Consider the following 14,991-nt stretch of genomic DNA (forward strand, 5'->3'; position numbering starts at 1 on the left):
TCTTATGCTTGTCGGGGCTGACCAAGGTGCTTGCGCTTTTGTCATTTAGTCCGATTCGACCTGCGTCTTAAGTCTGATACAAAAATCAAGCTCTAGCGCAATTATGGAAAATGATGAAAAAAGGTAAGATGAAATCAAGATAGAGAAACAAATTATTAACAATTCCAAGGAGGAATTACCATGAAAAAGTTTGGTTTATTGTTAGCAGGCGGGCTGGCGGCGCTTATATTACTCCACTCGATTGGCCCAATGGTCGGGCTGCTGGTCAGTCTGGTATTGCTTTACTTCATATTTAGGCAGTTTTTAAAAACCGATTCTATTGCTTGGAAGATTGGCCTCGTCGTCATTGGTTTAATCGTATTATCTTCAACGATTCACCACATACCAGCTTTAATCGGAATAGCTGCAGCCTATGTGCTTTACCTTGTATATAAAGAATGGAACAAAACGAAAAAGCCACCAAAAAGAAAGAATGATGATCCATTTGTAAATTTTGAAAAGCAATGGAATGAATTTAAAAATTAATTTTTAGAAGGTTCTATTAAACGACATTGGGGTTATTTATACTCGTTGATTGGAGCGGAAGGTGCTCGACTCCTGCGGGAGTACGGGGCAGGGGAGACCCCACAGGCGCAATAGCGCCGAGGAGGCTCCCCGGCACGCCCGCGGAAAGCGAGCGCCTGAAGCGGAAATCAACAGCTAAATTTAACAGAAGCTTTAAAAAAGGAGAGAAAAACTATGGCAAACTTATTAACTAGAATGAAAGATATCATTGTGGCGGATATAAATGAGGCTTTGAATCAAAAGGAAACACAAAACCCGATTGCCATGCTCAATCAATACCTGCGTGAATGTGAGCGGGAAACAGAAAAGGCTGGCAAGTTAGTGGGGCGTCAAGTAAAGCTACGAGACGAATTTGCAAGAGAGTACAGTGAAGCCATACAACTGGCGGAAAAAAGAAAGCATCAGGCGGAGGTTGCGTCATCCGCTGGAGAAACGGAACTTTACCAATTTGCCGCAGCAGAGCAGCAGCTCTACGAAGAGAGGGCAAAGCGCCTGAAAGCCTCACTTACTGAAGTAACAGCGCAGTTAAGTGAACTAGAAAGAAAGCATGAAGAGATGAAGCGAAGAGTAAAGGATATGCAGATTCGCCGGATGGAGTTAATGGGCAGGGAAAATGTGACTCGTGCAAACCTGCAGATGAATCAAGTGTTAGAAGCGGACTCTTCTTCGACGAAGTCTTTTGCAAAATTTAAGGAAATTGAAGGTTACCTGGATCGTTTAGAACAAAAAGTGAAGAGTACGTTTTTTAGCAGTACTATTGATGAGAGAATCGCACAGCTTGAGAAAGAGCAAGAGAAATAGATAAGGAAAACGGACTTGTGACAAAAGTCCTTCAGATTGTCGAGAAAGGGTAATTTCTCGGCAATTTTTTATGTTGTCAGAATCTAAATGCCAAATTTATAGATTGTGCCTGCAATTGGGCCTGTTGATTTCCGCTCCGGGCACTCGCTTTCCGCGGGGAGGTCCTGGAGCCTCCTCGGCGCTTGGCGCCTGCGGGGTCTCCAAGTGACCTCTCTATCCCGCAGGAGTCGAGTGCCCTCCGCTCCAATCAACAGGGAGGCAACTCAACTTAAAGTATTGCAACACACTTTTTCTAATCTTGCTAAGTGTGTTGCAATCTTTTTTATATTTTAGCAGGCTGCAGTAGGAAGAGCCTGTTCACTTGCATTCTTCAATCCCCGTAACCGGCAGTAGCGAAGCCCGTGCAGCTCTTTTGAGTCTGCAAAGCTTCGCTCAATCTTTTCTAAATTTATAAAGCATTTTTCCCGATTTAGATAAGCGATTTAACCTTATCTTTTCGTTGTGCTCCTCCCATACATGATGTGTTACAACCTTTACCTATTTTTTGAGGTGTACATGGGGATATTATTGAAAAACACTCTGGTGATTGGCACGGAAGGCACGAAGACTCCTGCGGGAGTACGGGGCTGGGGAGACCCCACAGGCGCTTCAGCGCCGAGGAGGCTCCCCGGCACGCCCGCGGAAAGCGAAGTGCCTGGAGCGCCAATCACCAGACATGTACCAAAGTCTAAATTAATAAATTTTATAACAAATTAATGCGGTTAATTGTTAAAGTTAATAAGTAAAATAATAGGCTGTCGAGAGTTTTTCGATAGCCTGACGGACTTGTGACAAAAGTCCGTTTTTCTTTTCTATACAATACACATATATTCTCTCCACTTGCTAATATGATGTAAGGAAGGGGTGAGAGGATGACTGTACATGTCGTTGGTACTGGTGAAAATCTATGGTCTATTTCCAAAAAGTATCATGTGTCCATGGGTACCATTGTTAGTGTAAATGGGTTGCCATCTACTACAGCTATTGTTCCGGGCCTGGCTCTTTATATTCCAGACAATACTATGCCCATACGGGCCTACCAAATAAAAGCCGGTGACACCGTTTGGGAATTGGCCCAGCGATTTAACACGGATCCTTCATCAATAAGTCCTGCCAATCCAGGAGTAGATATGAACCAACTTCGAGTCGGTCAATTCATTCATATTCCCTCACCAATCAAATTGACCCTTAGTACTCTTGGATTCTTAGTGCCTTCCGGAACGAAGGCAAACCTTCCCATTATAGACTCACTATCCAAGCAGCTAACCTACTTAGCGATCGTAAACTATGCCTTTACCAGTCAGGGTTTCGCTTACGCTCAAATAGACGACTCTGCCATTATCAATAAATGCAAACAACTAAATATTACCCCATTATTAATGATACGGAACTTTACTACTAGTGGGTTTAGTGCTGAGTTAGCAGGAGGAGTCCTTGAAAATGCTACCTACCGTCAAAATTTAATTGCAAGCATCGTTCATCTCACAACCAGTCGAGGGTTTGAAGGGGTAAGTCTTGATCTTGAATTCATCCCTCCGGCAAGGCGGAATGATTTTAATTTATTTTTACAAGAATTAAAGGGACAATTAGGACAGTTGATTCTGAACGTGAATGTCCACGCCAAAGCAGCGGATTTGCCGACGAATCGGATTGTGGGAGCTTATGATTATGCCGCCATTGGAAATATAGTTGATCTTATGGCGGTCATGACGATTGATTATGGTTATCCGGGTGGTCCTCCAGATCCAATCTCACCCATCCAATGGGTAGAACAAGTGATTAATTATGCAATTACACAAGTTAGTCCGCAAAAATTGCTGATGGCCATGTCGTTATATGGATATGACAAGGTGGCAGACACGAATGCCACTAAAGGATTATCTGTGCTTGCTGCACAAAATCAAGCCATTTCCGTTCGAGAACCCATTCAATTTGATTCTGCACGGAAATCACCGTGGTATCGTTATTGGGTCGGCACTGAGGAGCATGTCGTTTGGTTTGAAGACATCCGGAGCTATATTGAAAAGTATAAATTGATTGATGTTAACGGTTTAGTTGGGACCACTTTTTGGCAAATTAGTTTGCCTGCACCACAGAATTGGGCTTATTTAAATAAGGATATTACGGTTGCAAAGGTTATTTTTTGAATTTAGGCATTCGTAAACAACGGAAATGGACTTGATGGCAAGTCCATTTTTCTTTTGCAGTAAAAAACAATTATTGGAAAAAAGTGTTGACATCTTGTATCCAAATTAATAATCTATAAATAAAGTGTATACATTTGTATGCATTTGTGTTACATAGTATACAATTTTGATAGGTAGAAGATCTGAAAGGAGGAGAACGTTCATGTGGGGATTAAGGAACTATATAAAGCCTTATTGGAAAGCGGCTTTTTTGGCGCCCCTATTCATGGTATTTGAAGTGTTGTTTGATTTACTGCAGCCGACCTTTGCGGCAAGAATTGTCAATCAGGGAGTCGTAAACCGTGATATACAAACCATCCAACATACAGGAATTATAATGGTTTTGGTAACGATACTCGGATTATTGGCGGGGGTTGGGTGTAATATCTTTGCCAGCCGGGCTTCTCAGAATTTTGGTGCAGACATTAGAGAGGCCTTGTTCACAAAAGTTCAAACCTTCTCTTTTGAAAATCTTGATCAATTTGAGACAGGATCGTTAATAACTAGAATGACAAATGATGTCGTTCAGGTCCAGAATTTACTAAGAATATTCTTACAATCGCTCATTCGAACACCAGGATTATTAATAGGCAGTATCATTATGTCTTTATTATTAAATCTTCGGCTGGGACTCATCCTTATGGGGACGCTGCTTGGTCTTGTGGTCATCCTTGTTGTCCTTATTAGGTACTCTTATCCGTTATTTTCTAACGTTCAAGCGAAACTCGATGCGGTTAACAGCCGCCTGCAAGAAAATTTGGCAGGAATCAGGGTGGTAAAAGCTTTTGTAAGATCTGATTATGAAACGAAGCAATTCGAACAGGCCAACCGGGATTACTCCCAAACGGCCATCAAAGCGGCACGTGTGATTGCCATGAATACACCGATTGTGACATTTATTATAAATAGTTGCCTAGTTGTCATCCTGATGTATGGAGGAAACCTGGTGTGGATGAAGTCTGTTCAGGTGGGCGATTTAGTAGCGTTTATTAACTATGTGGCCCAAGTCCTTTCTTCCTTGCTGATGGTCAGCATGCTTCTTGTGAATATCTCCCAGTCAAGTGTATCAGCCAAACGGATTCAGCAGATTTTGAAAACAAAACCTACAATTGAAAGTGATGTAAACGTGAAGGAATCTAGTATTCCAGCCAAACATGTCGAGTTTGTTAGTGTTGGATTTTCCTATGGAGGAACGTCAAACCCAGAGGAAATGGCAATAAGTGATGTGAGCTTTGAGGCTTGCCAAGGGGAAACTATTGCGATTATTGGAGCGACAGGCTCTGGAAAAACCACGCTTGTCCAACTGCTTCCAAGGCTGTATGAGGTTACAAGCGGATCCATTCAGATTGACGGGAAGGACATTCGGAACCTTCCACTTTTAGAGCTTAGACGCAGCATTGGGATGGTTCTGCAAGAATCATTTTTATTTACTGGTTCGATCAGAGAAAATATTGCTTTTGGAAAATCAAATGCCACCCAAGAGGAAATAGAAGCGGCAGCCAAAATCGCCCAGGCACATGACTTTATTGCCAAGCTCCCAAATGGCTATGAAACGAAGGTAGGACAAAAGGGAGTGAATTTGTCTGGCGGACAAAAGCAGAGACTTGCCATCGCCCGTGCTTTATTGGTTAAGCCGCCTATTTTAATCTTGGATGATAGTACGAGCGCTTTAGACCTTGGAACGGAGAAACGACTTCGAGATTCCTTGATAAATATAATGAAAGAAAGCATCACTATCTTAATCGCTCAGAAAATATCTTCTGTCATTCACGCCCAAAAGATTCTTGTGATGGAGGATGGAACCATTGTGGAAAGCGGAACCCATCAAGAATTGATGGAGTCATGTGACGTCTATCAGGATATTTTTAAGTCTCAGTATGGTGAGAAGGAGGAGTGTTATGTCGAACAGCAATCATGCTGACCCTAAAAATCCTAATCTCTTTCAAATGTCTCAACGAGGTCCGCGCCCTGGAGAGGTTCCTATAGTCAGGTCAAAGGACGCCAAAGTAACATTACTCCAGATTTGGCGTTACCTAAGCCGGCAGCGGCAGGGGTTATGGATTGTCATCATTTGTACCGCGTTAGTCTCTTGTTTCACACTGTTAGGCCCTTATTTAATAGGAAAGACTATTGATAACTATATTATTCCACATAAACTAAACGGATTTCTTTTCATGTGCTTAAGTTTACTGGGGGTTTACCTATTAGGAGCGGCATTCACTTGGCTGCAGCAATATGTTGCTTCGGGTTTAGCGCAGAATACCGTACGGGACATGCGTCAGGATTTATTTGAAAAATATCAGCATTTACCTGTACAGTTTTTTGATCAAAGAACACATGGAGAGCTAATGAGCCGAACGACGAATGATCTTGAAAACGTCTCAAATACCTTGAATCAAACGGTGGTTCAGCTCGTTTCCAGTGTGTTTATTCTTGTTGGCAGCGTGATCATGATGTTGAGTTTGAGCCTTTGGATGACACTGATTACGATTTTAACGGTTCCACTGATTACGTTTATTACCAAAAAAATAACCAAATACACACGCCGGTATTTTTCCGAACAGCAAAAGAGCTTAGGAGAAGTGAATGGGTTTGTTCAAGAAAGTATATCTGGATTAAGAGTGATTAAAGTTTTTGGACGGGAAGAGAGAACGATAGAGGAATTTCGGGAAATCAACGAAAGATTGCGAGTAGTCGGTTTAAAGGCTCAAAGTATTTCTGGTTCCATGGGGCCGCTGATGAATGCCACACGTAATTTAAGTTTCGTGATTATTGCGGTAGCTGGCGGAGTATTCACCTACCATGACATCATTACCATCGGAGTAATCGTTAGTTTCCTTAATTATTCCAGCCAATTCAGCCAGCCGATTAATCAACTAGCCAACCAATATAATATGCTTCAATCAGCGATTGCAGGAGCCGAGCGGGTTTTTGAGGTGTTGGAACAGGAGTCGGAGATATTAGTCAAGAATGACAATCAGTCCCTGAAAAAAATAAAGGGGGAGGTCATTTTCGATGACGTTCATTTTGGTTACACTGCAGATGCAGCTGTGTTAAAGGGACTTTCCTTCCATGCCTCCCCTGGCCAGATGATTGCGTTAGTCGGTCCAACGGGAGCAGGAAAAACGACGATTATTAATTTATTGACGCGTTTCTATGACATTCAATCAGGAAATATCTTCATCGACGGGAAAGATATTCGCCAATTGGACAAATATGAGCTAAGAAAGCAAATTGGACTCGTGCTTCAGGATGCCTATGTGTTTTCTGGGACGATTCGAGAAAACATTCGTTATGGCCGTCTGACTGCCACTGATAAAGAAGTAGAAGAGGCGGCCCGTCTCGCGAATGCCGATACGTTTATCAGGAAACTGCCGAGAGGATATGATACGGAATTAACGGCGGAGGGGAGTAACCTAAGCCAAGGCCAAAAGCAGCTTCTAACCATTGCCAGGGCCATACTTGCCAATCCATCCATCCTCATTTTGGATGAAGCCACCAGCAGTGTTGACACTCGAACGGAGTTCCATATTCAAGAGGCGATGAAGTCATTGATGAAAGGGCGAACGAGTTTTGTCATTGCTCACAGACTCAGTACGATACGTGAGGCGGACACCATCTTGGTTATTAATAATGGTCAAATTATGGAGAAGGGGTCTCATGATGAGCTATTAAAGAAGGATGGATTCTATTCCAATCTTTACAAAAATCAATTAGCCCAAGGATATGTGAGTTAACTGGATGTCACTTTTTAAGAAGAAAGGAACTTGTTCATGAAAGACGGAAAATTTAAGGATCATAAACGAAAAGACCACCATCCTGGCGGGGCCAAAACATTCCGCCGGGGAAGAGCGATTGCTTTTTTAGAGTTGATGAATCTGAAGCGCTCCACCTTAAAACAACAGTTAGATTCCCAGGAGTTTCAATCGATCCATCCTATTATCGTGGGTGAACTCAAAGCTATTGATATGGTCATTAGTGAATTTATTCAATTGTTTGAACTGCACGAGGGTGAAGCGGTGGAAACGGATTCTAAGGATACTGCTGTGGAGGGTTTGAAGAGCGAGGAGGATGCGGAATTGTCATAGAAAGGCGCGGGATTCATTCCAAAAAGCGCGGAATTAATAAAAAAGTGCGCGGAAAAAGCGTCACAGTTCGCGGGAAAACTTCAAAAGCTCGCGGAATCCAAGGCTTGCAGCATGCAACGAAGTAAAGATAAAAACAACACCTTTGTGAAACCATTACAGGTTTGTTAACGTATGTTTATCAAGGGACATGATAAGGATGAAGGTGATGGACAAACCATGGAAACAAGAGAAGAATTAGTGAATGAGCTTTCCGTTATCGAAAAATGGGAGAAGGACCAAAGCGATTTGTGGATTTGGGAGCGGCTGGGCAGGCTGCCTTTTAAGATTTTAGATAAAATAACTCCTAAATTTATTCACAATAAAGTAGGGAAACTGCTTGAAGAAATAGGTTCTTATATTCAAACGGGCGGCAGCTACTTAATTAAAAAGGAAACGATTTTTGAAAAAGTGGAAAAAGAGGCAGGAAGGCCGATCCATGAAGTGGCGGATATAAAGGATATTCCCTTATCCACTATGACTAAGTTAAGCCAGGAGCTGTCTGAGCAAAGAAAGAAGTTTGCTACGATTCAGGGGGCCAGCACAGGAGTGGGCGGAATCTTTACCCTCGCGATCGATATTCCTGCTTTAATGGCTATTTCTTTAAAAACCTTGCAGGAAATCGCCATTATTCATGGGTATGATCCAAATGATCAAAGTGAACGGGTTTTTGTTGTGAAATGTCTGCAGTTTTCATCAGCGGATATTGTCGGAAAACGAGCGATTCTAAACGAGCTCTCCAGTTATTCCAAACAGGGTGCCAGGTCCGATGAAACCATCTCGCAGCTGCAAGGGTGGCGTGAGGTTGTATATACGTACCGCGATCAGTTTGGCTGGAAGAAGCTTTTTCAAATGGTTCCGATTGCCGGGATGATTTTCGGGGCTTTTACTAATCGGTCGATGATTAATGATTTGTCAGAAACCGGGATGATGCTTTACCGGAAAAGGAGAATCCTTGAGCGGTTAGAGAGGGAGCGAGAAACGAAGGACCTGTTGGATTAGACAGGTCCGCTTCTTTTAAAAAAATTTATTGGAATAAGCTATCCACAAGTAGACGGGTTTTCATCCACAAGTAAAATGAAGTTATCCGCAAGTAGAAGGATTCATCCACAAATAAAACTGAGTTATCCGCAAGTAAACCGACTCCATCCGAGAGTAAACTGGAGTTATCCGCAAGTAAATGACCCCATCCGAGAGTAATCAGGAGTTATCCACGAATAAATCGACCCCATCCGAGAGTAATCAGGAGTTATCCACGAAAAATCGACCCCATCCGAGAGTAAATCACCGCTATCCACAAGTTCCCCCGCTCAATCTTTCTGTTTTTGTAAAAGCGGCCGATCCTGTAGATACAACGCCATATCCGGGCTGCTTCCTTCAACAATATCTTCAACAATAAGCTTCGCCAGCAGCTGGCTGTAGACGGTGCCATTGTCACCGAAGGCGAAAAGGAAATAGGTGTTTGGGTACTCATCATACACACCAATGATCGGAAGGCCATCCACCGTGCCTCCATACAAAGCCGCTAAATAGTACTCAGGCTTCACATGAATATCTGGAAACTGGTTGCTAAATTCCTCAATCAGCTTATCCTTCTTGTTCATCAGTTTACTATCCCGGTCATCAGGATAGGTTGTATTATCATCAAGACCACCGATAATGATCCGGTTGTCTGCCGTCGTGCGCATGAATAAATAAGGACGGGCCGTTTCCCAAAGGAGTGTCCGGTTATACCAGGTTGAAAAATCAGCTACGGGATTGGTTGTAACCGTATATGTACTTACAAACGACGCCTTTTTCTCTTTTTTAATGTCGATTCCTTCATAACCTGCTGTAAAAATCACGTGGCGTGCTTGAATGGAATGCCCTGTCTTCGTTGAAATGACCATGCATTCTTGTTCTTTATCGTAATGATGTCCATTCATTTCCGTGTTTTCGAAAATACGGACACCCTTCTTGGCGGCATAGTCCACGAGTGCATGGGTAAACTTGAAAGGATTTAGTTCACCGTCATTGTAAGAGTAAATGGCGGCTTCCCGAGAAAATGGGTACTTACTTTCGATGTCTGCTTTTGTCCAGAAATCCAGCTCGCCATTCTGCTCCTTTAAAAAATCATATTCCTTTTTCAGCTTATCCACATCTTCTTTGCAGCTAGCGGAATAGAGCGTATCTCTTCTAGTGAATTCACTGTCGATTTCTGCCTCCTTTGACGAAGCTTCAATTTCGTTGATCGCCTCTTTTAACAGTTTTATATGCCGCTCGATGTACTCTTTTCCAAAGGTATGGACAAGGTCCGTGAACATTTTTTCACCGGAGTACTGAATAAGTGCCGTATTGGTACTCGTACTTCCGCTGCCAATTGTATTTTTTTCGATCGCAGCTACATCTAAACCTGAATCCGCGAGATAGTAGGCACACTGAGCGGCGGAGCTTCCTCCCCCGATAATTAACACATCACAAGAGACATCCTCATTCAAGGAAGGGTAAGTCGGAGCGTCCGGAAATGTGGTCGGCCAATAATAGGTTCCAGATTGTAAATTCATTTTGTTTCCTCCTGCTTTTTAAATGGATACTGTTACTATCTCCTCCTCCTTGTTTTGAATACATGGAAGCACGAGAACCGTCCCCTTGCTTCTTTTTTGATGTCGTGGTATAGTATGTAAGTCAAATTAATGACCGAAATACTAAAGTGGTCAGTTATTTTTTTACTCCAAAATGACCAAATGGGGAATTTAGTCAGTGTGGGTTAAATCAAGATTATGGAGAGGTGGATCACATGAAAGCTTTCGCATCGTTGAAAAGTGAATTTTTGCGCATTATTCGCACCCGGAAATTGCTAATCGCCATCATTGGTGTCATGACGATTCCGGTGCTCTACAGCGGAACCTACCTGTGGGCATTTTGGAATCCCTATGCCCATTTGGACAGAATGCCCGTAGCAGTTGTCAATCATGACGAGGGTGCCAATTACAATGGGGATAATTTAACGATTGGAAAAGATTTAGTAAAGAACTTAAAGGAGAAAAAAAGCTTTCATTGGGATTTTGTCAGTGCAAGCAAGGCGAAGCAGGGCTTGAAAAATCAAGACTATTATTTAATGATTGAAATTCCAAAAGATTTTTCAAAAAATGCAACCACCTTACAAAGCGATCATCCTCAAAAACTAAATCTCATCTATACAGTTAATGAAGGAAATAACTATCTATCATCAAAAATCGGTGACTCAGCGATTGAAAAAATAAAAGAGGAAGTCTCTAGCTCCGTCACAAAAACGTATGCTGAATCTATGTTCGACAGCTTAAAAGATGTCGCTGATGGGCTGAATAAAGCTAGCGATGGGGCCGGTGAGCTACACAACGGAATTTCTGATGCCAAAAACGGAGCAGAAACCTTAGCCGATGGAATCACCTCTGCCGGAAATGGAGCAACCAAATTACAGGATGGCGCCAAAACCATTGATTCGGGCGCCAAGACGCTCGAGCAAAATCTAGCAGTCTTAGCGGAAAAATCAGTTGCCTTTTCCGAGGGTGTGAATTCTGCCTCTTCCGGTTCACAACAGCTGCAAAGTGGATTAGAGCAATTCAGCACGGGACTCGGGCAAATGAAGGATGCCAATTCCAAGCTGTTAGCAGGTGCCACTCAAGCAGAGACTGGAACCAAACAACTATCTGATGGCTTATCATCAGCCGCGGAAAAAATGCCTGCTTTGCAAAGTGGTTCTAAACAGCTTGCAGATGGCTCTTCGAACCTCTCGACTTCCTTAGATAAATGGAAGACGGGAGCAGAACAAACAAAGGCTGGAGCTGATTCTGTCAGTCTTGGACTGCAGCAGCTGCTTGGCCAAGTAAGCACGATGGCTGATCAAACCACAGATCCAACCGAAAAGGCCAAACTAACTGCTTTGAAGGACAGCCTGACAAAATTATCACAAGGCAGCGAGCAGGTAGCTTCCGGTGTAGGTACTTTATCAAGCAGTGCGGCCCAAATCAAACAAGGCTCTGATTCCTTAGCAGCCGGAGCGACGCAGTTGAATCAAGGGCAAGAGAAACTGGCTGAAGGGATCAACCAATTATCGGGCGGGGCGAAACAGACAGCAGATGGCCAAGGGCAGATCAAGCAAGGGCTCGCTCAGTTTGGTTCTAAGCTGGACGAAGCTCAAAACGGATTGAATCAAATTGTCAGTGGCTCAAGCAGCCTGACTTCTGGACTCGGGCAATTAGCAACCGGCTCTTCTCAAATGCAAACTGGAACCAATAAGCTTGCACAAGGAGCGAAACAATTATCGCAAGGAACCACTTCCCTTTATACAGGTGAAAAGGATTTAAATAATGGAATGAACAAACTTGCGAATGGATCATCAGATTTAACCAGCGGTATGGCAAAACTATCAGATGGCTCGAAAGAATTGAGCGGTCAGTTGAATAACGGAGCCAAAGATGCCAGTGATGTGAAAGCCAACAGCCAAGTTTATGATATGTTTGCTAAGCCGGTCAAACTTGAGGATAACAAGATGAATCACGTTCCAAACTACGGAAGCGGCTTGGCGCCATATTTCATCTCACTAAGCCTATTTGTCGGTGCTCTGATGCTCTCTGTTATTTTTCCAATGTTAGAACCGGCAGCAGAGCCGAAAAATGGATTTAGTTGGTTTATGGGAAAAGCAGGAGTTATTTTAGCCGTGGGTATTGGCCAGGCGCTATTAGTCGATGCAGTTATGCTGTTAGGTCTCGATCTTGAAGTAAAGAGTGTTCCGTTCTTTATCTTGTTAAGTATTTTTACAAGCTGGACCTTCTTGGCGATCATTCAATTCCTTGTTACGGCCCTTGATAATCCAGGACGTTTCTTAGCGGTTATTATCCTTATCCTGCAATTGACAGGAAGTGCGGGAACGTACCCAATTGAACTAGGACCAACCTTCCTGCAGCATATTTCGCATTACTTGCCAATGACGTATACGATCTCTGGCTTCAGAGCAGTAATTTCCACTGGCGACTTTGGATATATGTGGGAAAATATAGCATATATTACGGTCTTCTTTGTTTTATTCCTTGCCGCAACCTTGACATTCTTTATCGTCAAATTTAAACGTCAACCTCAAGTACAGGGTGAAGTAATTTAATGTAAAATGGCAGCTAAATTAGGCTGCCATTTTTTTATTTATTTAAATATCTCCATAACGTTGTTCGACTGATACCAAGCTGCTCAGCTGTTAAAGTTTGGTTGCCATTATGTTGATCCAGTACTAGTTTGATCAAATCCAAATTAAACTCATGTAATGTTTTGCTACCGTTAAATAAAATATTCATTCCAGCTTCTGAATAAGAAATATTTTCAACAATTTTTTGTTTGGCCAAAATACTATTAACATTATTACTAGTTATATATAGCGATTTGGATAAGCATACTAATTCGGTTAGAACTTGTTTTAACTGTTCGAAATTACCTGGCCAATTATATTGTGAAAGAGTAGCCAGAGCCTTGGGCTCGTACCCGATAATATCAGTATTGTTTTCAATATTTACCTTATTTAAAAACATCGTTAATATAGCCGGTATTTCATTTTTTCTTTCTCTTAAGGTAGGTAGAGGAAAACTTATACAATTCATTCGATTCATTAATTCTTTATAGAATTTTGATGTCATACCTTCAGATGTTTTTTCGCAAATAAATATGAGTCGATTATTTATGTGTAAGTTAGTAGATTCAATAATAGTGATTAACTTTTCGAAGTTTTCATTTGAAATTTTATCAAAGTGGTTAAACTGGATTGTATTACCAACCTCAAGGAAAGGGCCGTTACTTGTGTTTAAAAGATGTTTCCACATTGTTTCATTTAATAAGTTAGAATTAATGGTTACCATTGTATTATTGTTATTATTTTGTCGGATGAACACACTTTGAGAGACGATATATTTTCCTATACCTCTTTCTCCTAGTAATATAATTGGAGAATTATTTGAATTAATTTGTTTAATTTTATCGTAAATATCATTTGTGATAATAGGATTTTTATATAAGTTATTATTTAATTTCTGTTCCACTTCTGACTTATCTTCATATGTAACACCGAATTTAGAATTCATGATAGGTGTTACAGATTTTTGAACAGTTACAATATAAAAAATATCATCAGTCTTATTTGAAATATTTACTTTTAAGTTATATAGAGTGTTGTTTACGGAATGATAAAAAGTATGTGTTTCATTAAATGGAGTAGTATCTTTTTTATTAAGTAAATAATTATAGATTGAGTCATGAATTTCTGTATCTAAACTTGAATAAATCAATTCAAACTGACTGGATAAAATTATGCAGTCATTTTTAAAATTTTCAATAGCTTCAGTAAGTAAGTTATTTTGTAATTTTAATCTTTGAAGATGGTTATTTAACTCTATTGCCTGTTCGAATGTCCGTTTTATACTTTCACTTCCTGATGTAATCAGGATGGTATTTAAAGAAATTTCTAGTGCTAGTTTATTTGTTATTGCATCACAAAGAACTAATTCAATCCCTTTTTTCATCAGTGATTTTAAAAGGCCTAATGTATCACTTGAATCATCTATCGTATATATTTCCACGGAATAGTCTAATATGTCACAAATTAAATGGGCAGTTTCGGTAATACTTGAATAACCTATAATAGCAAATTTTGACGTGTAGTTATTTGCTAGTTTGATCGCTCCTAAAATGTCATAAATAGATATTGAAACATCTATAACTGGTATCGATACATTCTTCCTGATTAACTCAGCTGTACCTCCTCTTGATATCACAATATCATAATCGTTGTGAATCGCCTCTAGGGCCATATTTTTCCCTTCTTGCAAATCACCAGTATACGTATTTAGCAAAATATTAGAGAAAGTAGATCCTACATTTTCCATTGCGTATCTTAACTCTTCGTAAGGTGCTATACCAAGGATTTTTGTTATCTTTTGCATAGACATTCCTCCTTGTGTGTTTCTTATTTAAACAGTTTATCACGAACCCTTGAATTTTGGTAACGTTTTCGATGGAAAAGTTTCAAAACGTAACAACAATAAAAATTATCCTATTTTTTTAGGTAGAGTATAAACCTATAATTCAATTATGATGAACAAATGTTAAGGGTATTATAATGGCTGACATTTTACGGAAGCACTTGATACTGGAGTTAAGTTTCCCATAGCGATCCCTTTTCCTACTTAGCAGGCAAAGGGCTCTTTTATATTTTACTTTATATATACGGGGAAGATAAATGGAACTGGAAATTTTAACAGCCGCTTACGATTATTGCC

The 14,991-nt window shown here is 41.0% G+C and carries 10 protein-coding genes and 1 pseudogene; 8 read left to right on the top strand and 3 right to left on the bottom strand.

Annotated features, from left to right (window positions below; all coding sequences use genetic code 11):
- The first annotated feature begins 180 nt into the window (after positions 1-180).
- Together CVD27_RS20500 and CVD27_RS20505 are read left to right on the top strand one after the other, a co-directional pair.
- A complete protein-coding gene (locus CVD27_RS20500) occupies positions 181-525 on the top strand; it encodes a lmo0954 family membrane protein (RefSeq protein WP_101649982.1) in 345 nt (114 codons plus the stop codon).
- A 213-nt stretch (positions 526-738) separates the two neighbouring features.
- The gene (locus tag CVD27_RS20505) at positions 739-1,365 is read left to right on the top strand and encodes a PspA/IM30 family protein (RefSeq protein ID WP_101649984.1); all 627 of its coding nucleotides are present in this window, start codon (positions 739-741) and stop codon (positions 1,363-1,365) included.
- A gap of 329 nt (positions 1,366-1,694) precedes the next feature.
- Here CVD27_RS20505 and CVD27_RS20510 read toward each other — a convergent pair.
- A pseudogene (locus CVD27_RS20510) lies at positions 1,695-1,899 on the bottom strand (transposase); the annotation flags it as partial.
- A 377-nt stretch (positions 1,900-2,276) separates the two neighbouring features.
- Between CVD27_RS20510 and CVD27_RS20520 the strand changes: the two are divergent.
- The 5 genes from CVD27_RS20520 to CVD27_RS20540 all read left to right on the top strand — a co-directional run bounded on the left by CVD27_RS20520 (position 2,277) and on the right by CVD27_RS20540 (position 8,716).
- Complete coding sequence (locus CVD27_RS20520) at positions 2,277-3,551, top strand: LysM peptidoglycan-binding domain-containing protein (protein ID WP_101649986.1); 1,275 nt, start codon at positions 2,277-2,279, stop codon at positions 3,549-3,551.
- A 202-nt stretch (positions 3,552-3,753) separates the two neighbouring features.
- Positions 3,754-5,511 (top strand): ABC transporter ATP-binding protein, encoded by a 1,758-nt coding sequence (locus tag CVD27_RS20525; RefSeq protein WP_101649987.1) that lies wholly within the window; start codon positions 3,754-3,756, stop codon positions 5,509-5,511.
- Entirely contained in the window at positions 5,489-7,327 is a 1,839-nt protein-coding gene (locus tag CVD27_RS20530) for an ABC transporter ATP-binding protein (RefSeq protein ID WP_101649989.1), read from the top strand. Before CVD27_RS20525 ends, CVD27_RS20530 begins: the two co-directional genes overlap by 23 nt.
- 36 nt (positions 7,328-7,363) lie before the next feature.
- A complete protein-coding gene (locus tag CVD27_RS20535; protein WP_101649991.1) occupies positions 7,364-7,678 on the top strand; it encodes a hypothetical protein in 315 nt (104 codons plus the stop codon).
- A 216-nt stretch (positions 7,679-7,894) separates the two neighbouring features.
- Positions 7,895-8,716 (top strand): EcsC family protein, encoded by an 822-nt coding sequence (locus CVD27_RS20540; RefSeq protein WP_101650062.1) that lies wholly within the window; start codon positions 7,895-7,897, stop codon positions 8,714-8,716.
- Positions 8,717-9,024: 308 nt separating this feature from the next.
- Here CVD27_RS20540 and CVD27_RS20545 read toward each other — a convergent pair whose 3' ends face one another.
- Positions 9,025-10,257: an NAD(P)/FAD-dependent oxidoreductase gene (locus tag CVD27_RS20545; RefSeq protein WP_101649993.1), complete on the bottom strand. Its 1,233-nt coding sequence runs from the start codon at positions 10,255-10,257 to the stop codon at positions 9,025-9,027.
- 233 nt (positions 10,258-10,490) lie between these two features.
- Here CVD27_RS20545 and CVD27_RS20550 point away from each other — a divergent pair, with 233 nt between their 5' ends.
- Complete coding sequence (locus CVD27_RS20550; RefSeq protein ID WP_101649994.1) at positions 10,491-12,833, top strand: YhgE/Pip domain-containing protein; 2,343 nt, start codon at positions 10,491-10,493, stop codon at positions 12,831-12,833.
- 34 nt (positions 12,834-12,867) lie between these two features.
- Here CVD27_RS20550 and CVD27_RS20555 read toward each other — a convergent pair whose 3' ends face one another.
- Entirely contained in the window at positions 12,868-14,655 is a 1,788-nt protein-coding gene (locus CVD27_RS20555) for a sigma-54-dependent transcriptional regulator (RefSeq protein WP_180960387.1), read from the bottom strand.
- Positions 14,656-14,991 lie beyond the last annotated feature (336 nt).

This window comes from Neobacillus cucumis (assembly GCF_002860255.1).
Lineage (GTDB): Bacteria > Bacillota > Bacilli > Bacillales > Cytobacillaceae > Neobacillus > Neobacillus cucumis_A.

Coding starts and splice junctions, on each gene's coding strand:
- CVD27_RS20545 (WP_101649993.1), bottom strand. CDS start 10,257: ATGAATTTACAATCTGGAACCTATTATTGGCCGACCACATTTCCGGAC.
- CVD27_RS20540 (WP_101650062.1), top strand. CDS start 7,895: ATGGAAACAAGAGAAGAATTAGTGAATGAGCTTTCCGTTATCGAAAAA.
- CVD27_RS20530 (WP_101649989.1), top strand. CDS start 5,489: ATGTCGAACAGCAATCATGCTGACCCTAAAAATCCTAATCTCTTTCAA.
- CVD27_RS20555 (WP_180960387.1), bottom strand. CDS start 14,655: ATGCAAAAGATAACAAAAATCCTTGGTATAGCACCTTACGAAGAGTTA.
- CVD27_RS20505 (WP_101649984.1), top strand. CDS start 739: ATGGCAAACTTATTAACTAGAATGAAAGATATCATTGTGGCGGATATA.
- CVD27_RS20520 (WP_101649986.1), top strand. CDS start 2,277: ATGACTGTACATGTCGTTGGTACTGGTGAAAATCTATGGTCTATTTCC.
- CVD27_RS20550 (WP_101649994.1), top strand. CDS start 10,491: ATGAAAGCTTTCGCATCGTTGAAAAGTGAATTTTTGCGCATTATTCGC.
- CVD27_RS20525 (WP_101649987.1), top strand. CDS start 3,754: ATGTGGGGATTAAGGAACTATATAAAGCCTTATTGGAAAGCGGCTTTT.
- CVD27_RS20500 (WP_101649982.1), top strand. CDS start 181: ATGAAAAAGTTTGGTTTATTGTTAGCAGGCGGGCTGGCGGCGCTTATA.
- CVD27_RS20535 (WP_101649991.1), top strand. CDS start 7,364: ATGAAAGACGGAAAATTTAAGGATCATAAACGAAAAGACCACCATCCT.